The organism is Rhizobium terrae (assembly GCF_003425685.1).
Classification (GTDB): domain Bacteria; phylum Pseudomonadota; class Alphaproteobacteria; order Rhizobiales; family Rhizobiaceae; genus Neorhizobium; species Neorhizobium terrae.
This window is the reverse complement of sequence record NZ_QJKM01000010.1, coordinates 1-23273: the sequence shown is the minus strand read 5'-3', so window position 1 is coordinate 23273 and position 23273 is coordinate 1. Positions and strand designations below refer to the sequence as shown.

7 protein-coding genes are annotated in these 23273 nt (G+C 65.3%); 5 read left to right on the top strand and 2 right to left on the bottom strand.

The window, feature by feature from the left end:
• Nucleotides 1-120: 120 nt before the first annotated feature.
• Both DMO26_RS19115 and DMO26_RS19110 read right to left on the bottom strand, forming a co-directional pair.
• Nucleotides 121-510 carry a DUF1236 domain-containing protein gene (locus tag DMO26_RS19115; RefSeq protein ID WP_117193781.1) on the bottom strand — a complete coding sequence of 130 codons (390 nt, stop codon included), beginning with the start codon at nucleotides 508-510 and terminating at the stop codon, nucleotides 121-123.
• 86 nt (nucleotides 511-596) lie between these two features.
• Entirely contained in the window at nucleotides 597-1319 is a 723-nt protein-coding gene (locus DMO26_RS19110) for a DUF899 family protein (protein ID WP_404947069.1), read from the bottom strand.
• Between the two features lie 156 nt (nucleotides 1320-1475).
• Here DMO26_RS19110 and DMO26_RS19105 point away from each other — a divergent pair, with 156 nt between their 5' ends.
• From DMO26_RS19105 to DMO26_RS19085, 5 genes are all read left to right on the top strand, one after another.
• Nucleotides 1476-2117, top strand: coding sequence for an alpha/beta hydrolase family protein (locus DMO26_RS19105; protein ID WP_117193779.1), 642 nt, complete (start codon nucleotides 1476-1478; stop codon nucleotides 2115-2117).
• A gap of 269 nt (nucleotides 2118-2386) precedes the next feature.
• Nucleotides 2387-3238: a hypothetical protein gene (locus DMO26_RS19100; RefSeq protein WP_117193778.1), complete on the top strand. Its 852-nt coding sequence runs from the start codon at nucleotides 2387-2389 to the stop codon at nucleotides 3236-3238.
• A 248-nt stretch (nucleotides 3239-3486) separates the two neighbouring features.
• Nucleotides 3487-4221, top strand: a complete 735-nt coding sequence (locus DMO26_RS19095; RefSeq protein ID WP_162894975.1) for a SapC family protein — start codon at nucleotides 3487-3489, stop codon at nucleotides 4219-4221.
• Nucleotides 4218-5042, top strand: coding sequence for a hypothetical protein (locus tag DMO26_RS19090; RefSeq protein WP_117193776.1), 825 nt, complete (start codon nucleotides 4218-4220; stop codon nucleotides 5040-5042). The genes DMO26_RS19095 and DMO26_RS19090 overlap by 4 nt, the downstream gene beginning before the upstream one ends.
• A gap of 10 nt (nucleotides 5043-5052) precedes the next feature.
• Nucleotides 5053-23273, top strand: an 18221-nt coding sequence (locus DMO26_RS19085) for a leukotoxin LktA family filamentous adhesin (protein ID WP_117193775.1), incomplete at its 3' end; no start/stop codon positions are given.

The window sequence follows — 23273 nt, the reverse complement described above, 5'->3', positions numbered from 1 at the left end:
GGGGCATTTCAAAAAAATCCTGGGCCGCCGGCTACCCAAAAGGAGGCTGCCAGAAATCGGACGGGGCAAAAGCCGCCGCGCCGGGGCGCGACGGCTTGAAGAGCCGTGTCGGGCCGGGTCTTAATCGACGACCTGCACCACGGTGTGGGTGCGCGGATCGACGATGACCCGCTGCTGGTTGACGATCGCATAGGAATATTGCGGGGCCTGCGGAACCGGGGTCAGCACGACCTGCTGCGGAATCGGCTGGCCGACCACGACGCGTTCCTGGACGACGACGGACTGCTGGATGGGCTGTTCGCGTACATAGGTGACGACGCGTTCCGGCGGCGGATCGACGATTGTGCCGGCGGCGGCGCCGACCACGCCGCCGACAGCGGCCCCGATCGGTCCGCCGACGATGGCGCCCGTGACTGCGCCGCCGACGGCGCCGTTGACGGTGCTCTGCTGAGCGAGTGCGCCGGTCGCGGCAAGGCCGAACGCGGCGGTAATGAGAACGATATTCTTCATGGCCAATCTCCTCTTGGTTGAAGTGGCCGGAGAACGTGGCGACATGGAATTTCGTTCCATTCCAATAGCTTCGTCGGACTTAGGTCCTAAGCGTTCGAGGCAGACGTCAGACCTTGGTAGGACAATTTCGGATACCAGTGCGGGTCGCGGCCCTCCGGCGTCGAATCGAGGATCGTCCAGATCGGCATCAGATCCGGCGCCCCGCGCGGATCCTGGCCGGGATCGGCGGTGACGCCGCCCATTTCCGCGCTCCAGAAGTGCCGGATCGTACCGTCCCGGCGGGTGAAGACGTGGAAACCGGCATCGTCGCTGCCGTCGGCCGCCACCGCATGATAGTCCCGGCTGAATTCGCCGGTACCGTCCGAATAGAGCGGCAGGTGGTGCCAGCCGCGTTCTCTCTTGAAATCCATGAGACGCTTGAGCGGCGAGCGTGCGATCACCGCAAAACCCACCCGCTGCTGGATGTCCGGCACTTCGCCGTCCCACGAGGAGAGCAGCGACGTGCACATCGGGCAGGGCCGTTCCCGCTGCGGGCCGAACATGTAATTATAGACGACCAGCGTTTCCTTGTCGGCGAACAGATCCTCGAAGGAGACCGTGCCGTTCACGCCTTCGAACGTGTACTTCTTTTTCACGATGCCGCCCGGCGGAAGCCGCCGCCGCTGTTCGGCAACACGTTCGATGTGACGGCGCAGCTCGATCTCCTCGGCGAGCAGCGCGTCGCGCGCCTCCCTGTATTCGGTGCTTTCGTTGGGAAAGCGCATGTCGTTTTTCCTTGCGAGTTCCATGGCGGGCTCGAAGTTCTGCATAGAGATTTCCTCCTTCTGTCTTCCCTAGGGGACGGATCCTGCTCTTGCTGCTAGATATCGATTTCGGGCGAGCACGCTTCGTCCAGACTCAAGGACGTTCGCCATCGGCGCTGGCCGACAGACGTTTTCAAAATGCGCCTGAATTGAGGGAGCAAAATGTCAGACCGATTTCTGATCGACGGGCCGGAGGTGGCCGATTTCACGATCCTGCTGGCCCACGGCGCCGGTGCGCCGATGGACTCCGCATCGATGACCGCCGCCGCCGGCGCGCTGGCTGGCCGGGATTTTCGCGTCGTCCGGTTCGAGTTCGACTACATGGCCGCCCGCAGGAAATCGGACGATCGCAGGCCGCCTCCGAAGGCGGAGACCCTCATTCCGGAATACAGAACTGCGATCACCGAGCTCGGCGCCGGGGGACGCCTGATCATCGGCGGCAAATCCATGGGCGGACGCGTGGCGAGCATGGTTGCCGACGAGCTGCATGCGGAGGGGGCGGTCGCCGGCCTCCTATGCCTCGGTTACCCCTTCCATCCGCCCGGCAAGCCGGAGCAACTGCGGACCCAGCATCTCAAAGGGCTGAAGACACCCGCCCTGATCTGCCAGGGCACCCGCGACGAATTCGGCACACGCGAGGAGGTGCCGGGTTATGAACTTTCCGGGGCGATCGAGATCTTGTGGCTGGAGGACGGCGATCATGATCTCAAGCCGCGCAAGAAGATCTCCGGTTTCTCCGCCGCCGACCATCTTGCCTCAATGGCGGAAAAAGTGCGCCGCTGGGCGGATCGATTGGCGGGCTGAGTCGGAGCCTTGGCTCACCCGCGCCGGAGGCTGCGATGCCGCCGGCGGAAGCCTTGGGCAGCGAAGGATTGTTGAAAAAAGAAGAGCATAAACCGGCTGCCGACGGCCGTCTTGCGTCGTCTCGGCTTGCTCGATAAGAAGCACGCATTGTAATTTACAATTATCAATTATTGTCCTGACTGCTGCTGCGCATGCCCGCATCCCCGCCTGCGTACACTGCCGTTCATGCCGAATCTTGCCGTTCATGCCCGAATCTTGTGGACTCTCCGATGCCGATGACGGCCCAGCAAATAGCGGACCACGCGCTGATCGTGCCCCTGATCAAGCAGCAGTCGGCGGCGATGCAGCAGGCCTACGCCGCCAACCCGCGCATGTCCTCGGTCTTCGCCACGCAACAGCGCTGGCTGCTTGCCCATGCAGCGATGGGCCTCCTGTTCCGCTCCATGGCAGGCGGCAAGCCGATGATGACGCTCTCGGGCTTTCTGGCTCTCGTCGCGGAGCATTCGATCTCCAGCCGCAACACGGCCGACGCGTTTGCCAAGGAAATGCTCCATTACGGCTACATGACGCTGCTCGAAGAGGCCTCCGACCGCAGATCCCGTCCGATGGCGATCTCGAAAATGGCCTTGGAAGGGATTATCGGTTGGGCCGCGACGCATCTCAACACGCTCGACCAGCTCGATGGCGGGCGTCGCCTGGAGGTCTTTCTAGCGTCGGACGGAGCGATCTTCCGGCTGGAGCCGGAAATCGCCGACGGCCTGCTCGTCCATCCTTCCATCCGCCAGCCGCAGGATACGTTCTCGCTGTTCACCTGGCTCAACAATGGCGGCGTCATCATGGACTGGCTCATAACGGGACTGGGCGAGATCAGCGATGACGGCCGGCGCTACCCGACCTCGGTCGGCTCGATCGCCGACATGGCAGGGTGGCTCAAACTTTCCCGCACCCATCTCGCTCGCAAGTTGAACGAGGCCGAGGCGATGGGAAGCCTTGGCTGGTCGGGCAGGCGCGGCGATTCCGCCATGTGGGTCTCGGCCGGGTTCGTACGCGAGATCATCAAGGCGAACGCAGCCAAACTGGCCGTCATCGATGCGGCTTTCGAGCGCAGCTTCGGCCGTTAATCATCTGCGAACGCTTCGCAAATCCACCCAATAATAGTCAATGGCGCCAGATTGACCCTCGGTCGCGTGGTTTGTAGCTTCATGCCCATAAAACGATCATCGCTCCGCGGCTGCAGGGCCGCCGGGTGAGTGATCCGGAGGGTGCCCGGTCACAACGGCCGGTTTGGACAGCAGTCAATCAGGCAAGAATGCGGACGGCGTACCTCTGGTGCGCCGGCGTTCGCATATGCCGAAACAGCAGGCAGAAAATGGTTAACGAGACGCCACTCTTCTATCGAGACATCGTTCCGCTCGACCGCGCCAGGCACAAGCTTGCGCGTCTGGAGAGCCCGAGCCGGCCTTACGGCTTCGCCGAAAGCACACAATTCGTGCCCGCCGTGGTAGACGAGTTCCGGGCGGCCTGCCGCGAGCTTTCGATCCTGTTCATGCCCGGGCAGCAGCGGCCGACGGCGGTCTTCGTCGTCGGGCTCACCGCGGGTCAGAACCTGCTCGTCACGCCGGAAGGCCTCTGGGACGGCTCCTACGTGCCCGCCTTCCTGCGCCGCTATCCCTTCATCCGGGGTGATATCGAGGGGGCCGATCCGATCATCTGCATCGACCAGTCCTATGAGGGGCTGAACGAGGAGCGTGGCGAGCCCTTTTTCGCCGAAGACGAGCAGACCTCGTATCTCGCCCAGCAGGTCGGCTTCGTGAACGCCTATTATGAGGCGAGCCGCCGCTCGGAGGAGTTCGCCGACATGATCCAGGCCATGGGCCTGCTGAAGTCGGTCACCGTCGACGTCAAGTCGCAAGGGTCGACGGTCTCGCTGCACGGCCTGTTCGCGATCGACGAGGACAAGCTCAACGCCTTGCCGGCGAAGGAATTCGAGAAGCTCCGCAAGGCAGGTTTCGTGCCGGCGATCTACGCGCAGATCATCAGCATGGATGCGATCGGCAAGCTGAGCGCCAAGTTCGACGCCGTGCGCAAGGGGCTCGACGCATGAGCCGGAGACATATTCTTCTTGCCGCCGCCGCCGCGATCTCGCTTGCCGCGAGCGGCAGTTTCGCCGCAGCCCAGGGCGCCAAGCCGGCGCCTGCCGACGCGACCAAACCGACACAGGCAAAGCCGCCGGTGGCCGAGAACATGAAGCCGCCGGCTGCCGAAAGCGCCAAGCCTGCGCCCGCATCCGATGCCGCCAAACCGGCGACCCAGGATGCCGCCAGACCGGCGACCGCCGGTGTCGCGCCAGGTGCCCCTCCGGGCGCCGTCGTGCAGCCGGCCGATATCCGCGGTTTCCGTTCGGCCCATTTCGGCATGGACGAAGCGGCAGTGCGCGCAGCCATCCAGGAGGATTTCGGCAAGGAGATCGCCGATCGCATCCAGGTGCAGGAGAACACCGCCGAGAAGACGAGGGTGCTCAACGCGCTGGTACCCAATCTGTTCGAAGGGGCGGGCACCGCCGGCGTTTCCTATGTCTTCGGCTATAGATCGAAGAAGCTGATCCAGGTTGTGGTGCTGTGGTCGCCGCAGACGGATCAGGCGCTCACGCCCGAAACGCTCTATTCGAGTGCCGCCATATTGCAGGGCTATTTCACGGCGCAGGGCTACGTGTCCGAGACGATCGTTACCGGCGCGGTGATGGACGCCGGCCTCCTGATGTTCCGCGGTTCCGACAAGGACGGCAACACGACGATGCTGCTGCTTCAGGGCGGCTTCGCCGGTGAAGGCGCGCGGCGGAACCTGACCCCCAATGCGCTGCTGCTCTACTACATCGACGACGCAAAGAACCCGGACGTCTTCCGGATCCCGGCGGGCAAGTTCTAAGGACACGATCATGGGCGTGGTGGATGTCGGATTGCTGAAGCGTTGGAGCAGCGCGCTGCGCCGCGGCGTGGCCCTGCTGCCCCTGGCGGCGGGCGCGACGACGGCCCAGGCCCAGTCGCTGGGGCCCGCAGGCAATGTCATCATTCCGGACGGCCGAACGGCGACCAACCTTTCCGTGAACGGCGCCACGACGGACGTCACCACCGGCACGATGGCCGGCGGCAACGCCTACAACTCCTTCTCCCGCTTCGAGGTCGGCGAGAACAATACCGTCAACCTGCACGTCCCGACCTCGGCCGGCCATCTCATCAACATCGTCCGCGACGCGCCCGTGGTCGTCGGCGGCACGCTGAACGCGATGAAGGACGGCCGCATCGGCGGCAATGTCGTGTTCGCCGATCCCTATGGCTTCATCGTCAACAAGAAGGGCGTCGTGAATGCCGGCAGCCTGACAGTGAACACGCCGACGCGCGAGTTCCTGGAACAGACGCTGGATTCCGCCGGCCGCATCAATGCGGCGATGGGCGCCCGTATCGTCAACGGCGATATTCCGCTGTCGCCGGACGGCTCGATCGTCATCAAGGGGCGCGTCAACACCGAGACCGGGGTTGCGCTGAAGGCGCAGTCGGTGACCGTCTCCGGACCGGAGCGCCACAAGGAGCAGTTCGAGGCGACCGTCAATACCGACGGCCGCCGCGACGGCGGCCAGATCGTCGTGCGCAACGGCAAGCTGCAGATCGTCGCGGCCGGTTCCGCCAAGGTCGGCGGCAGGCTCTCCGCCGGCGGCGGATCGCGCGGCGGCGACATCCAGATTTTGGCCGGCGCGGCGCTCAAGGTGCTGCCGACCGCCCGTATCGAAGCCCTGCGCGCCAACGATGCCGAAACGTTGAACGCGGCTTTCGACGCGGTGAACCGCGACACCGCCGGCAGGATTTCCATCACGTCGGCCGGCGAGCTTTCGGTGGCGGGTTCCATCGTCGCCGAAGGTTCGGTTCACGCCGGCGGCACGGTCGGCCTTTCCGGCCGCGGCGTCGCCATCGAAGCCGGCACGGAGATCGCCGCGACGACGGCTGCGGCATCCGGTCGGCCTGCAGCGCTGTCTGCCGCGAAGGTGGACATCCGTTCGGCCGGCGACCTGAGGCTCGACGGCAAGGTCTCGGCCGATGGCGCCGGCGGCCGCTCCGGCGGTGCGATCAACGTTCTGGCGACCAACGACATCGCGCTCGCCTCGACCGCCGAACTCTCGGCGAACGGCGTCGGCGGCGAGGGCGGGCGGATCATCGTCTTCGCCGACCGCAATCTTGATGTAGCCAACGGTTTCACCGTAAAGGCCGCAGCCGGCGAGACCGGCGACGGCGGCTTCGTGGAGCTTTCCGCGAAGAAGGTCGTGGAGCTTGCAACGGTCAATCTGGATCTCGGCGCGAAGAACGGCCGGGCCGGTACGCTGCTAATCGATCCCGAAAACGTCGTGATCGGTGCCGATGTGGGGGCGGCGGACACGACCTATTTCGCCAGCCAGCTGACCAACGGCGCGAACTACTCGTTGACTGCGACCGGATCGATCACCGTCAACGGCGGTTACAAGATCGATACGCGCCAGATGGATGTGCAAGGTGTTTCGACCGGTAACTCCGGCAATGTCACGTTGAGCGCGCCGAGGGTTACGCTCGATGCCAATTCCCAGATCCTGGCTGGCGTCAACAACCCGACGACTGGCGCGCAATATACCGCCGGCGACGTGACGCTCAGTGCATCGCAGATTCCGACCTCGGTCGCCATCTTCGGCGATTCGACCTTCGACAGCCTCGACAACCAGCGCGAATCGCGCATCGACTTCAGCGGCAAGATCACCGGCAGGACGGTCACGATCAATGCGATCGCCGAGTATGAGGTGGGCAGCCTGCATGCCGGCACCAGGACCGAGATCAACCTCAATGGCACAATCGAGGCGACAACGGTCAACGTGCTGTCGCGGGCGGTCGCGCGTGCGAACTACAACGACCCGGCCAATCCTTTCGGTGTCATCCAGGGCGTGGTCTCGCTGCTGAACCCGCTCGGGATCGACGCAGCCTTCGTCAGCGCATCGGCAACGGCGCATCTGAAGGTCCACGGCGGAACCAATATCACCGCCGACACCGTCAAGCTCGAAAGCTTGGCCGTCGGCGAGGCGGTGGACCAGGCCGTCGGCTTCGGCACCGGTTCGACCACGCATATGAGCGCCAGCGCGGTCATCGGCATGGTGGATACCGACGCCGTGACCGATATCGCCAGCGACGCGCAGATCAACGCAAAGACGAGCCTCGGCATCGGTGCGGTCACGGATACGCGCCTCAACGCGCTGTCCTCCGTCATTTCCGGCATTCCCTTCGTCGGTCAGGTTTCGGGTGCCACGGCCGTGGGTGCTGCGGCCTACGGCGAGGCGGACGTCAATGCCAATGCCACCGTTCATACCGGTGCGAAACTGACCGGCACCGGCGCCGTGACGGTTCTGGCCCGCAGCGACAACGCCTTCTCCGTCAACGCCAAGGTCTACGGCACCGGCCAGACCAGCGTCGGCGGCACGATCGCCATCAGCGACGTCAATTCGAACACGGTGGCCCGCCTCGGCGCGGATGTCGACAATACCGCATCGACCACGGCCCGCGACGTCTCCGTCCAGGCGATTTCCAACGTGAAGACGCATGACACGGCAGCGTCCACGACGACGGGCACCGCCGCGTTCAGCACCTTCCTGGCCGCCGCCGGCACGACGGGCAACCTGCTCGGCGGCGCGACGCCCAATGTGGCCGGTATCACCAGCCTGATCGCCAGCAAGCTTTCGAGCACGCCGTCCGTTCCTGGATCCAACAACTTTCTCAAGGCCGCCGGTTCGCTGGCCCTTTCGTCGGGTTCGATCACGGCCGATTCCTCGATCAGCGCCGATACGGGAGCGGCCGCGCCGGTCATCAAGGCTGGCGGCAATATCTCGGTTGTCAGCGATCTCGCAAGCCGCAAGATCGTCAGCAATTCCGGAAGCGGCGTGAATTCCAACGCGGAGAAGCCGGAGCCCGGCAATACCAGCGCGACGGTGGGCGCTGCCGTCGCCGTTTCGGTCTTCGACGTCGACCACTATTCGCGCGCCTGGGCGGGCAAGAGCGTCACCCTCCAGGGCAGCAATGTCGGGGTCAACGCCTATACCTATGTGCCGACCGGCATCTTCCTGTCGAACTGGGAGAGCTTCGAGCAGGTATTCCTAGATCTCGTCGGAGCGTTCGTCAGCAATCCGGGCCTGATCACCTCGGGCGCCAAGGCGACGGCGGAATCGGATACCGCGTCGCTCGCCGGCTCCTACAATCATTTCGATTTCTCTGGCGAAACGACGGCCTGGATCGGCACCGGCGCTACCGTCACCTCGACGGGTGCGGGCGGCCAGTGGCAGGTCGACAAGCTCGACAAGATCGGCGCGGCGGAAACTTCCGGCGGCAACGCCGTCAAGTTCGATTTCCAGACCGCGGTCGACGTTTTGGCCGACACCTATCTGGAATCGCTCAACGTGATGGGCAACTGGGGCCTGTCGGGCAATACCAGCCGGGGCAGCGCCGTTGGCGGCTCCGCCGGTTCCATCCTGTTCGACGTGGCGACGGTCGCCGGCATCGCCGATTCCGCAAACGTCACCTCGGCCTCGACGCTCTCGGTCGATGCCAAGTCGAAAAACTTCATGCTGGCCATGTCGCCGTCCAACGGCTCGGGTTCGAGCCTTGCGGGCAGCGGTCTGGTGGCGGTCGTGCAGGTCGATGACAAAACGCATTCCTCGATCAGCAATACCGCGAACGTGACGGCGAACCTCGTCTCCGTGGTGGCCGAGGAGACGCTCGAAATCTATGCGGCATCCGGGCAGCTGCAGCGCGGAGCCGGCACCTCGATCGGTGCGGCGATCACCATCGTCGATATCGATACCGACACGGCGGCCTATATCGGCGACAATTACGGCGAGGGCGGTGACGACGTAGGCCCGCAGACGCGAGCTGCCGCAAACACGCAAGGTTCGGTGACCACCGATGAAATGACGGTGAGAGCGGTGACGAACGGTTCGGTCGTGGCCGCAAGCGTCGCGGCGACCGTATCCGATCCGGTGCCCGCTCCCGCTCCGCCTCCGGGAACGCCTTCCAAGGCGCTCGAACTGCTGATGGGCTCGCAGACGACGTCATCCGCGCAGCCCAAATTCAACCTCACCATATCCGGTTCGTCGTCGGTCATCGTCAATGAACTCGATACCAGGGGCCTGATCGACAACGTCGATATTGTGCGCCGCAATTCCAGTTCGCCCGGCGTCATGCGCGTCGAGGCGATCAATACCAGCAATATCTATTCCGTCAGCGGATCGGCCGCGATATCGCTGGGCGGTTTGGGATCGAGCGGTTCGGCCGGCGTGGCGGGCGCCATAGCGCTTGGTGCAAGCTCCAACAGGACGATCGCATCCCTGTCGGATTCCGATGTCACCGACATGCGCAATGTCGCCGTCCAGGCTCTCACGGGCGGCGGTTACACGGTATCCGCCGTCGGCCTGAGCGGCGCCGGCGGCAGTTCGGACCTGCTGACGCTGGCGGGCTCGGTCTCGATCGCCGAGATCGCCGACACGGTCCAGGGTCTGGTTTCCGGTTCCGACATCGACGGCCCGGGCGGTGGCGCGCTTGCCGTCAATGCCTATCGCAAGACCGAGGTCAGCATCGGCGGCGGCTCGATGGGCATCGGCGGCAAGGCCGGAGCCGGCATCGGCCTCACGTATACGACCATCCGCGACAACGACGACGGTTACGCTGCGGAAGCCTCCATCACCGACAGCTCCGTGCAGGATTATCAGGATGTGTCGGTGGTTGCCGCGGCCCCCAGCCGCATCTATTCCGGTGCTGCCGCGGCATCGCTGCTGGCCACCAACGGCCTTTCCGGCGCGATCGTCGTCAACGACATCGGCGGCACGATCCTTGCGTCGATCGATACCGACGAAGCCGGCCACGAGATCCAGGCGACAGGCAATATCAACGTCAAGTCCGGCACGGCCGATGCCGACGACCTCAATGCACTGCTGAGTGCTACGGCGCGCGGCGAGAATACCGCCGCCAACAACTATGCCGTCGTCAAATACCAGAACGCCGAGAACGGTGCTGCGACGGAAGTCGCCGCGGGCGCGGCCATCGTCGCGATCGCCGGCAACATCTCGTTCGGCGACAACAATATCGGCGCCAGCATCGTCAGCAATTCGGTGCATCAGCGCCATGTCGCGCGGATTGCCGGAGCCGACATCGACGCGGGCGGCGGCGTCAACGTGGTGGCGACGGATACGACGAGCATTCTGGCGCTCAGCGTCGGCGTGGGTGTCGCGACCGGAGGTTTCGCCGGCCAGGCCGCGATCGTCGACAACCGGGTGAACAGCTCGATCTCCGCCGAGATCGGCAAGTCCGGACGCCGCACGGCCATCGAGGCAGGCGGTCTGGCGGTCAAGGCGCAGGACGCAGTCGTAATCCGCGGATCGGCGACGTCCGCGACGCTGTCTTCCGGTCTCGCCGCCGGTATCGGCATCGCGGTCAACTCGATCGGCATGGATGTCGATGCATTGATCGGCAATGCGGAAATCGATACGTCCGGCTCCGTTTCGCTGGTGTCCGCTTCTCAGGCCGATATCCTGACGATCGCCGCGGGCGTTGCCGGCGGCAGCAGCAGCGCGCTCGCGGGTTCGTCCGCCGCAAGCAAGATCGACACCGACGTGCGCGCATTGGTGAGCGGCTCGTCGGATATCGATGCCGGCAACAACGTCGTCATCGACGCCCACAATTCCGGCCGCATCTCGGTCGTCGCCGGCGCTGTCGCCGTCGGACTGGGCGGTGCGGGCGTCGGCCTTTCGGTCGTAGTCAACGAGATCGGCGGCGATACCGAGGCTCGTATCGCCGACAGCACGGTCGATGCCAACGGCAACGGAGCCGACCAGCTGCTCCAGGCGGGTGCGCTCGTCGAAGCACTTGAGCCGGGTGACGTGCAGAACATGCGCTTCGGCACGCCGGACTTCACGCAGCAGACAAGATTCGTCTCCGGCCTTGCGGTGCTCGCCAGCTCCACGCAGACCGTGACCGGGATTGCCGTGACGGTCGGCCTCGCGGGTGCGGGGCCGGCTGCCGCGATCCTTCCGGTCACCACCGTCGTCGGTGGAAGCACCGTCGCGGCGATCGACCGCTCCTCGGCCGGAACGCGCCTCAACACGACGTCGGACATTCTCGTTTCGGCAAGCTCGCACAGCTTCTCCGGAAATTTCGCATTGGGCGGCGCCGGAAGCGCCTCGGCCATGGCCGGTGCGGCGACGAGCGTCGCCACCACGATGAAACGGTCGACCGATGCGCGGATCTCCAATGCGACCATCGGTTCGACCAGCATGCCGGCGCAACCGGGCAACGTGAAGGTCCAGGCTTACGCCTCCCAGTCCGCATCGGATATTTCGATCGGGCTTGCGGCCGGCCTCATCGGCGGCGCCAGCGGTTCGGCGATCGTCACCGTCTTCAACGCCGACACGGAGGCGGCGATCGAGGGCGGCACGTTGCGCGCGGGTTCGACGGATGTCGTTGCCGACAGCACCAACGGTTATTTCGCGGCGGCCGGCGCTGGGGCGGGCGGCCTCTTCGGCGGCTATGCCGGCGCGGCGGTCATCGGCGTCAGCAAGAACACGACGGTCGCGCGCATCGGCGCGGCCGGCGTCTCGACCGTGCTCAACCTCAACGGCAATCTCGGGGTTTCTTCCGCCAGCCACAACGTCTTCACGTCGCATGCCTACGGGTTCGCCGGCGGTGTCGTCGGCACCCCGATCGCCGGCATGGCGCTCGTTACCGTGGTCGGCAACGACACGCAGGCGATGCTGCGCGACGCCACGATCAACATTGCTTCCGACGCGACCGTCAACGACGTTCCTGTCGGCATCAGCCTGTCCGCGCATGAGGATGTGGACGTCACGCCGACGACCGGCGGCGGCGGGGTGGCGATCGTCGGCGCCGGCTTCGGCGCGGCTGCGAACGTCGTCGTTCTGACCAGCAAGGTGCTGGCGGGTTCGTCCGGCGGCAATATCAGCGCTCCCGGCGTCTTCGACATCTCCGCCACCACCGACAAGACCATCGATGCCAAGACGATCACCATCGGCGGCGGCCTGGGTGGCGGCGTCGGTGCGGCGGTCGGCGTCGTCATCGCCGGCGGCGCCACGGCGGCCGACGCGATGGCCGAGCTCAACAAGGGTGGCGACGGCACGCTTGCCAACCTCAACGACGTCAGCGCCGGCGGCCAGGATTTCGTGCTCGCCTTGGACGACATCGCGACCTGGCGCAGCCGCGCCGTGGCCGCCGGCATCTCGTCCCCGAGCGATGCGCAGGTGCAGGCCTGGGCGAGGGCGCGTTATGTCGAACTGCTGCAGGGCGGCAGCTTCCGCAACGACGGCACCTACGTGCCCAATCCGCAGCTTTCGAGCGCGCAGCAGACGGCCGCGATCAACGACTTCGCCGCGCTTACGCGCGATCGTGCCGCCTACGTGCTGGCCGACGACCAGCTGCTTTCCTATTCGTCGAAGGCGCTGAACGGCACCGAGCAGACGGCATTCGCGGCCCTGGTCGCCGCAAACGATTCGAGCGGCATCAATTTTACGCCGAAGGCCGGCGTCCTGGCGCAATATGCCGCCGAGGCGCGCACTGCGCTCGGACTGTCCGGCACGCCGACGGACGCGCAGATCCGCTCCTATCTCGAAGCGCGTTATGAGGGCTTCGTCGCCGCTATCCGCGCCAGCGCCGATGCCGACTACACGGCCTTGCTGGCCAAGGGCACGGTTGACGGCGGGCGTCTCGTCATCGACGCGGCCAATCTCGGCTCGCTGGCTTCGAGCATGCTTTCGACCGACGATGCCACGTTGTTCACGACCCTGTCGGGCGCAAAGACGTCGTCCTCGACCTTCGCGCTCACCAGCGTCGATGCGGTTTACGCCAACGGCAAGACCTACCGGCAGGCGGCTGCCGAAGCCCTCGGGATCGATCTGAGCGGTCCTGCCAAGGACCAGCAGGTGCAGGACTACTGGGCGGCGCGCTACAACGCCCTGACCCGCGTGATCCAGGCCAATGCGGATACGAAATACCGCGACATGGTGGGCAGCCAGATCAGCGCGCGCAGCAGTTTCAGCGTCACGAACGCGGCTTCGAATGCGTCCGAAGGCGTCTATGCCGGCATCGACGGCGGTGTGGTGGCTGTCGGAAGCGTGGCGATCGATGCGATCAGCAGCGTTTCGGCGACCAACATGTCGACCGGCATCGGCGTCGGCGTGTTTGCCAATGCCGGCGGCGCGGCCCTGAGCTATACGGAAAGCAATGCCACGGTCGCAGCCTATGTGGCCGGCAACGTGACCGCCAACGCCATCGTCGCCAACGCGACGGCCCGGAATTCCGGCGATGGCCCGGCAGCGCGCAGCGAAGCCTATGCCGGCGCGGGCGGCATGGCAGCCGCTGTCGGCGCGGCGGCTGCGGTATCGAAGGCGAACAACAATGTCACGGCGACGCTTGGCGGTACGCTGACCGGACGCGGCAGCACGACGACCGTATTCGCCAACGCGATGGACACGACCACGCAGGAATCCGAGGCTATCGGCGCGACGGCCGCGGGCGGGATCGCCATCGGCGCTTCGATCGCCGATTCACGCAAGTCGAGCAAGGTCGAAACCACGCTGGTGGCAGGCGGCGTTGCCACCAACTGGGGCGAGGTCTCGCTCAATGCCGGCACGGGCGGCGCGCTTTATTCGAAGGCGGTCGCCGGCGCGGGCGGCATGGGCGTTGCGCTCGGTGGCGCCATTGCGAGGTCCGTCGGCACCGAACAGGTAACCGCCAGCATAGGCAACGGTGCCTCCGTCTCGGCCGTCTCGGTCGAGGTGATGGCGACGGCCGTTCCGAAGCTGACATCGGAGGCGATCGGCGTGACCGTAAGCCATGGCGTGGCGCTTGGCGTCTCGATGGCCGAATCCCTTTCGAGCGCCGTCGTCAAGGCCTTTGCCGGCAATGGCGTCACCGTCGCCGGTGGCGGCCTCAACATCGTGGCCTCGGCGGTCGCGCCGAGCTCGGGCGATACCGCCTGGTCGCGCGCAGTCGCCGGCACCGGCGGCGGTCTGGTCGGCGCCAATGCCACGATCGCCAATTCCATGAGCTCCAGCAAGGTCGAGGCCTATACCGGCACCGGGCTGAGGATGCCGAACGGCGACGTCTCGATCGCGGCCGTCAACAACAGCCGTCAGAAATCCATTTCGACCGGTATTGCGGTCGGCTTCGTCGGCGCCGGCGCCACCCGTTCCGAATCGTCATCGAGCGGCTGGAGCAAGGCATGGCTCGGCGACGGCGCGATCACGCTCTCCAACCGTACCGGCGCATTGACCGTCAATGCGTCCGGCACGAGCGAAAACCGTGCGGACAGCACTGCCGGTTCCGGCGGCGTGGTCGCCGGCTCTGCGGCGATCGCCCGCACCAGCGACACCAGCACGACCGTTGCGGAAATCAAGTCCGCCGCCGGATATACGCTTTACGTCGGCGGCATGGCGGTCGAAGCGCGGCACGATTCGGTCTTCCGCGGTAATGCCGACTCCTTCCAGGCGTCTGCCTTCGGCGCCAGTGGGGCGGATTCGCGAAACGTGGTCAATTCCACCGTAACCGCGAACATCGCTGCCGACATGATCATCCATTCGCGCGACAGCGTGTTCATCACCGCCACGTCGATGACCGGCCAGGATGGCGGCGGCGCCCGCACCGCGTCGGGCGGCGTGGTCTCCGGCGCCGCATCGCTGAGCGATACGAAGGTCAACAACACGACGACGGTGAATATCGGCGAGTCCACCGTCATCAGCCTGAACGGCGATCCGACGACCGCGACCGGCAAGATCGATATAGAAGCCTTCAACCAGCTCATTGCGGGCGATACCATCAGGGTCGATTCCGGCGGCTATTATTCCGGCGGCGGCGGCGAGTCCAAGCTTCTCGCCACGATCAAGAACGAGGTGAACATCGGCGCGAATGCGCATCTGTTCAGCGTCGGCGGGCTGCAGGTCGGCACGGCCTCGGTCAACATGTCGAACAACAACGCCAATGCGTCTCTGTACGGCATAGTGACCGGGGCAGGGGCTTCGTCCAATTCCGTCATCAATGTCGAGCAGAACGTCAAGCTGGAAAACAATGTTACGCTCGAGGCCTATGGCGATCTGACCGTAACGGCGGGCCAGAGCGGCAATGGCTTCTATGCGAGCCTCATCTCGGCAAGGGCGACGACCGAAGTCTACAATTATGCGCTGATTCCCATATCCGCGTCCTATCGCGGCAATGCGGAAGCGAGAAATCTGGTCAGCTTGACGATGGGAACCGGCGGAAAGCTCCTGGCCGGACAGGACATCCGAGTGGGTGCCTATTACGGCACGGTGTCGGCGGAGGGTCGCGGCACCAACCACAACCCCTATCTGGCATTGTTCAATACGACGAAATCGGACGACAACAGCATGCGGACCGTTAGCTCCGCGGTGACGCTGAACGGTACGGTCTATGCCGGCATCAACAACAAGCAGCAGATCACCATCGACCGCGACGGCAGGGTGACGCTGGCGGACCAGGACTTCGACTTCCAGTTCACGGAAGTGGCCGCGGCAGATGTGGCGACAACCTATTTCACGTACAACCAACGCAGGTTGAACTACGACATCGCCAACACCTACAATCCTTATGCCGATATCGTGTCGAACATCATGCGGTTGACCGGCCTCGACGAGGGCACGGTCCGGTGGCGGCTCCAGACCCGTAACGACATGTTGTATGGCGTCACCGTCAGCGATGACAACCGGCGTCAGACGGAAGCCTTCGTCAACCAGATCTATGCCGGCGGCATACCAGACAGGCAGGTCGGCAGCGTCGCCATCGGCTCGATGTGGGCGTCGGCGGGCAGCGTGACGATCAATGCCGATACCTTGTCCGGTTCGGCAAGAATCACCGCGAAGGGTGCGCCCCGCATCGATGTCGTCAACAGCAGCCTCAACTATGTGCTGCTGAACAAGCTGCTGTTGACGACCAATGAGGGCGGCCGCGTCGACTTTACGGGCGGAGCCAGCAGCGCGGCCGGCATTATCGTGTCCACCGACACGAATCCCGCAAAACCCGAAATCAGCATCCGCAGCATCTGGGACGACAGGGATCACCTGGGCAACCCGATCATTCCGACGGTGACGCCGGACATCTATTTCCTTGGCGGCGTTTCGAACTTCAACGGCGTCGTGACGGTGCGCAACGCCGTCGGCAACGTGACCATTCTCGGCAACTCGTTCGAGGCCGCCACGATCGACATGCAGGTTCCGCGCGGCAACCTGTCCGTGAACTGGGGTGCGGGGACGATCTACGAGACCAACAACGACGTCATGGCCCAGTGGCGCGGGCCCAACAACCAGTATCGTCCGACGAACGTGGCCGATGCGGTGGCTGCCGTGGCCACCTATCTGGAGCCGCAGGCCAACACGCTGCTGAACGGCCAGGCGGCGAACAACGCGCAGTTCACCGCCCGCACGATCGTCCGTCAGTATTTCGGCACCATTCCAGGCGGGCCGAGCACGCCTTCCGCGCTCGTATCGGACATCTGGTTCAAGATGTATCGCGATGACATCGCCGTGCAACCCACGCAGACCGGCGAGCGGTCGTATTGGGACGAGGGCTGGTATCGCGGCGAAGCCTATTCCGGAGACGACAGTTCGGGTCCGTTCGGCTGGGCGAGGTTCGACGTCATTCAGCGGCAAGGCCTGCTCTACCGGGCGGACAATGCAAGCGCGCCGCCGTCGTCGGTTCCGCAGATCATCGGCGGCTCGATCATCATCACCGCCGGCATCATCAACGTCAACGGGACGATCCAGAGCGGTTTTTCCAACTCCTATTCCGTCAATCTCGGCGATGCTGCAAAGAGCGTGATTGCCTCCTACAGGGACAATCCGGCCGCGCGCGCGGCCAATGCCGGTCGTTTCATCGAGCTGCCGGTCTCCAGCTACGGCGGCGACAGCACGATCCGGGCCTATTACGACGTGAGTAACGACCGTATCGAGCTTCAGAACGTCGTGCAGGGTGCCGGCGGCCGCGTTTATTTGAACGGCGGCATCATCTCGACATCGACCCGGGCCGGGGAAAACCAGGGCTTGATCCGGGTCAACGGCGGATATGCGACCGTCAACATCGTCAACACCACCGGCACGGGGCTGGTCACCAACACGATCAATACCGGCGTCAGCACCACGAGCACGGTGGAGATCGTCGACCAGTTCAAGCGGGCGAACGGCGCGCCGATCCGCACGTGGTACGTCTATGACGTCAGCAATCCGACCACGCCGCTGACCGTCTACCAGCAGACCAACGGCTCCAACAACACCGACTACCGCAGTGCGAACAACAGGTGGACGGTCAACGGCACGACGACGACCTACGACCCGCAGCAGAACCTGCTCTATCAATGGGTGGAATCGGCAACCGCGGTCCGTGCGGATTCCGTCAATGCCGACATCATCTCCGACTGGGTCTGGGAGCGTGGCGGCGACCCCTATCAGCTGGTTTCCCGCTCGGTGATCTCCGGTACCCAGGACAGCAATTTCCGGGAGGTCGTGACAGGCGAGGCAAGCTACCAGACCATCAACACCTGGGTGGACAGCGCCTACGGCACGGACTTCGAAGGCAACTGGGAACAGCATGTCTATAACAGGGCGACGATCTGGCTGACCAACACGGTCAGGGCATCGAACCCGATCAACATCCAGTTCATCGGCGGTTCGACCGGTGTCGTTTCGATCGATTCGAACGCGAGCGTGAAGATCAACGACGCGATCACCAACTACAACGGCTCGACCAACATCCGCACCACCGGCACAAGCTCCGCCATCACGGCCAGCCGCGAAGGCAGCGTCAGCGGACGCTCGATAACGCTTTACGGCGAAGGCGGCATCGGCACCGCCGACCAGGCGCTTGCGATCCAGGTCTATGGCGGCACGCTGACCGCGAACTCGGTCAACAGCGACATCAACATCAGCGCGCGCGGCGACGTGAACGTCGCTGCAGTGAAGGTGAATGGCAGGAACGGCCAAGCGCTCACCGCCGGCAATGTCACGCTATCGGCAACGGGCGACATCTACTCGAGCGTGCCTTATGATATCGTGACCCCCATCGTCGTCGGCAAATCCGTGGCGCTCAACAGCGCCAGCGGCGCGATCGGCGCCCGCACGACGCTGGTCGACGGCCAGCAGACGCTCACCAACATCAATCCGATCGTCATCCAGGCGAGCGGCATAGCCCTCTCGAACGGCAGCGTCGATGGCGGCGTGCTGGACAGCACATCGTCCACCGGTGCCTATATCGTGCAGTCTCGCGGCGATCTGCGCGTCGGCAAGGTCATCTCCAACGGCGCGGTCTTCCTGGCTGCCGCCGCTTCCGACGGGCGTGCTGCGAACATCGTCGCCGGCGCCAGCCGCACCGGTATTTCGGCTGCGGAAAGCCAACGCCTCGAGAATGTCTGGGGCTCGCTCGACCTGTTGCGCGAAGCGACGCAGGACGGTACCGTCGGCGCGGACGGCAACGCGAATACCGACGTCTTTGCGGGCAGTGCCGCGGTGCACGGCTACGAGGCGATGATCAACCGCGCCTATGAGGACTACTGGCAGCTCCGCACGGTGGCCTTCGCCGACGGCGCGACCTATGCATTGACCGATGCGGGGCGCACCGCGCTGAAGGCCCAGATCGCCGCTGCGAGCGGCGAGGAGCCGGAAGATATCGGCGACGAGCTGGTGGAAGAGGAGGCCCGGCGCCGCTTCGCTATCGCGCGCTCGCTGCTCGGCCTCGACGAGACCATCAACGATACCTACGAAGCCTACTGGAACCTGCGTGCGCTCGGATATGTCGGCGCCGATGGCGAAAACTATTCGATCAGCGCGCAGGGCAGCGCGACGATCAAGGCCGAGCTCGCCGCCATCCGCGGTGTCCCCGCCAACACGATCACCGATGCCGAAGTGCGGACCGAGGTCGTGCGTCGCTACGCGGCGATCCGGCCGCTGCTCGGTATCACTGCCGGCGGCTACAGGCTCGAACTGCCGGACGATCAGCTTGAGAATTTCAGGGTTCTGCCGACCACCTCGGCGCTGACGACGGCGCTGGGAGGCTATACCCAGGGCTTCAGCTACCAGCTTGCGGAAAATACGGAACTTTACGCAAGCCTGACATCCGGCGCGAGCTGGACCCGCGACCAGCTGACCTACACGATCGACGCTGCCGCAAACCCGGCTTCCAACACGCCGATGCCGACGATCGGGCGGCTGCCGGAAAACGTCGATGCACGCCAGATCATGCTTTATACGCCGAACGGCTCGATCGGCAGCCTGGCGCCGCCGCGCACCATCGTATTCCGCAGCGACAATCTCGGCGCCCTGTCCGAGGTCGACCGCGCGGCGATCGCCGCTGCCGGTCCCGGCGAATTGAAGGTCGATCAACGGGCGCTGGCAGGGGGCGCAGTCGAATATACGGTCACGCTCACCCAGCGGGACCTTTTCGTCGCAAGCGCGCTCGGCACAGTTGCCGCCAAAGCGAAGTCCGAGATCTATCTGGCCAGCGCCTCCGAGCTGAAGCTCGGCGGCGTTCCGCAGGGCATGTTCCCGGGCGGCGCCCTGGCAGCCTCCTATGCGCAGGGCGTGACGACCGCGCCGGGCGGCACGGTGCGGCTGGAAGCGGTCGGCAATGTCGTCGGCGGCGTTGCCGGCCAGGTCGCCATCTCCGGCGAGATCGCCAATCTGACGATCATCTCCGAGACGGGCAGCATCGGCAGGCCGGGTGCCGCGGGCAGCGATCCGGCACAAAACAGCAATGCCCTGCTGATCGCGCTCACCGGCAGCGATACCGGCACGCTGAACCTCGCACAGGCGGCCCAGGGCATCTATATCCGCCAGACGACGGGCGATCTCATCCTCGGCAATATCGCCGGCGGCAGCGGCGACCAGGCCAATGTCCAGCTCGCCGCGAGCGGCAGCATTTATGCCCAGGCGCAGTTCACCGACCGCACCGTGCCGCACATCCTCGGTTCGACGCTGGATCTTCGCGCCGGCGGTTCGATCAGCTTCCGCAACGGCACGTTCCAGCCGCTGCAGGTGGCGATCACCGGCGCTGTGACGGGTTACGCCGCCGGCGACATCACCATCCTGTCGCCGACCACCGGCCTGACGGTCGGCAAGGCGGGCGGTTTCGGCACGCTGGGCGCCGGTGGCGACCTGGTGCTGAATTCCACCGGCGGTGCATTGACACTCAAACGTTCCGTGACCGCCGGCGACGACATGACGCTGGTCGCGAGCGGCGCGCTTTCCTTCGCGGACGAGGACGACGACGAGGCCGTGGAGGCGAAGGCCGCCAATGGCGACATCAACGTCACGGCGGGTTCCCTCGGCATGGGCGCCGGCTCGCGTATCCTTGCGGGAGGCACGGTCGACGTCCTGACCACCGGCAATGCCGTGATCGGCCAGATCCGCTCGACTGCGACGGGCAATGCCACCGTGCCGGTCATAAGGGTGACCACCGGTGCGACGGGATCGATCCTCGGCAATGGCGACGATGTCGCCGACCTTCTGGCCGCGGCCGCCGCCGGCGTGAACCTGTCGGCCGGTGCCGGCATCGATCTCGACGTCTCGACGGGCTGGCTGAATGCGACGGTCAGCACCGGCAACCTTGTCCTGCGCACCGAAGGCACGCTGAAATCGACGACGCTTGCCTCCGCCATCGGCGCCGTGAACGTCACCGCCGCCGGCCTGCTTGACCTCGCCTCGGTGGTCTCCGGTACGAACGCGACACTCACCTCGACGGGCGGCTCGATCGATCTCGGGACGCTCGCAGCCGGCGGCAATGCCATCCTCGACGCGCATGACGACATCGATGCGGACGATATTGGTGCCGATGGTTCGGTGACGGCAGATGCCGGCGGTTCGATCGGCGTGACGACCCTGGCTGCCGGCGGCTCCGTTACCGGCACGTCCGGAACGGGCATCACCGTCACCAGCGTTAATGCCGGCGCGTTTATCGACCTGACGGCGGGCACGACGATCAGTGCCGCCGACATGCTGGCCGGCACCTCGGTCGATCTCGATGCGGGCAGGGGCATCCTCGTCACCACCTTGACCACCGGCGGCTCCGCCACTCTGTTTGCCGATGGAGCGATTGCTATCGCGACGCTGACTGCTGGCAGCTCCGTCACCAGCACGGCTGGAACGGACATTACGGTCACCTCTCTCGATGCGGGCACGTCCGCCGACCTCGATGCGGGCCGCGACATCCTCGTCACTACCTTGACCACCGGCGGTTCCGTGATGCTTGCCGCAGACGGTGCGGTCGACATTACGACCTTGACCACCGGGGGCTTCGCTACTCTGTCTGCCGATGGCGCGATCGATATCGGGACGCTCGACATCGGCACGGTGCTGACCAGCAATGCAGGCACGACGACGGTGTTCGGTACGACGGGCGCCGGCACGTCGATGACGGTCACTTCGGGTGGCCTGATCGACATGGCGACGACGACGATGGCGGGGACGGGCGACACGCGGCTGACCTCGACGGGCGGCTCGATCGACCTCGGAACGTTTGCAGCCGGCGGCAATGCCATCCTCGACGCGCATGACGGCATCGATGCCGACGATATTGGTGCAGACGGTTCGGTGACGGCGGATGCCGGCGGTTCGATCGGGGTGACGACCCTGGCTGCCGGCGGCTCCGTCACCGGCACGGCTGGAGCCGACATCACCGTCACCTCTCTCGATGCGGGCACGTCCGCCGACCTCGATGCAGGCAGCGACATCCTCGTCACTACCTTGACCACCGGCAGCTCCGCGATGCTTGCCTCAGACGGTGCGGTCGACATTACGACCTTGACCACCGGGGACTTCGCTACTCTGTTTGCCGACGGAGCGATCGATATCGCGACGCTCGACATCGGCACGGTGCTGACCAGCAGTGCAGGCACGACGACGAGGTTCGGCACGACGGGTGCCGGCACCTCGATGACGGTCAGCTCGGGTGGCCTGATCGACATGGCGGCGACGACGATGGCGGGGGCGGGCGACACCAGGCTCACCTCGACGGGCGGTTCGATCGATCTCGGGACGCTCACGGCCGGCGGCAATATCATCCTCGACGCGCATGACAGCATCAATGCCGACGATGTTGGTGCAGACGGTTCGGTGACGGCGGATGCCGGCGGTTCGATCGGCGTGACGACCCTGGCTGCCGGCGGCTCCGTCACCGGCACGGCTGGAGCCGATATCGCCGTCACCAGCGTTAATGCCGGCGCGTTCATCGACCTGACGGCGGGCACGACGATCAGTGCCGCCGACCTCCGGGCCGGCACGTCCGCCAGCCTCGATACAGGCAGCGACACCCGCGTCACTACGCTGATCACCGGCGGCTCCGCCACTCTGTTTGCCGATGGAGCGATTGCTATCGCGACGCTGACTGCTGGCAGCTCCGTCACCAGCACGTCCGGGGCGGGCATCGCCATCACCTCTCTCGACGCAGGCACGTCCGCCGACCTCGATGCAGGCAGCGACATCCTCGTCACTACCTTGACCACCGGCAGCTCCGCGATGCTTGCCGCCGGCGATGCGATCGACATCGCCACTCTGACCACTGGCAACTCCGCCACTCTGGTTGCCGACGGAGCGATCGATATCGCGACGCTGGACATCGGCACGGTGCTGACCAGCAGTGCAGGCACGACGACGGTGTTCGGCACGACGGGTGCCGGCACCTCGATGACGGTCAGCTCGGGTGGCCTGATCGACATGGCGACGACGACGATGACGGGGACGGGCGACACCAAGCTCACCTCGACGGGCGGTTCGATCGATCTCGGGACGCTCACGGCCGGCGGCAATATCATCCTCGACGCGCATGACAGCATCAATGCCGACGATGTTGGTGCAGACGGTTCGGTGACGGCGGATGCCGGCGGTTCGATCGGGGTGACGACCCTGGCTGCCGGCGGCTCCGTCACCAGCACGTCCGGGGTGGGCATCACCGTCACCAGCGTTAATGCCGGCGCGTTTATCGACCTGACGGCGGGCACGACGATCAGTGCCGCCGACCTCCGGGCCGGCACGTCCGCCAGCCTCGATGCAGGCAGCGACATCCGCGTCACGACCCTGACCACCGGCAGCTCCACCACTCT

Bases quoted from the DNA above. Each gene is read 5' to 3' on its own strand.
- DMO26_RS19115 (WP_117193781.1), bottom strand. From the start codon at position 510: ATGAAGAATATCGTTCTCATTACCGCCGCGTTCGGCCTTGCCGCGACC.
- DMO26_RS19110 (WP_404947069.1), bottom strand. From the start codon at position 1,319: ATGCAGAACTTCGAGCCCGCCATGGAACTCGCAAGGAAAAACGACATG.
- DMO26_RS19105 (WP_117193779.1), top strand. From the start codon at position 1,476: ATGTCAGACCGATTTCTGATCGACGGGCCGGAGGTGGCCGATTTCACG.
- DMO26_RS19100 (WP_117193778.1), top strand. From the start codon at position 2,387: ATGCCGATGACGGCCCAGCAAATAGCGGACCACGCGCTGATCGTGCCC.
- DMO26_RS19095 (WP_162894975.1), top strand. From the start codon at position 3,487: ATGGTTAACGAGACGCCACTCTTCTATCGAGACATCGTTCCGCTCGAC.
- DMO26_RS19090 (WP_117193776.1), top strand. From the start codon at position 4,218: ATGAGCCGGAGACATATTCTTCTTGCCGCCGCCGCCGCGATCTCGCTT.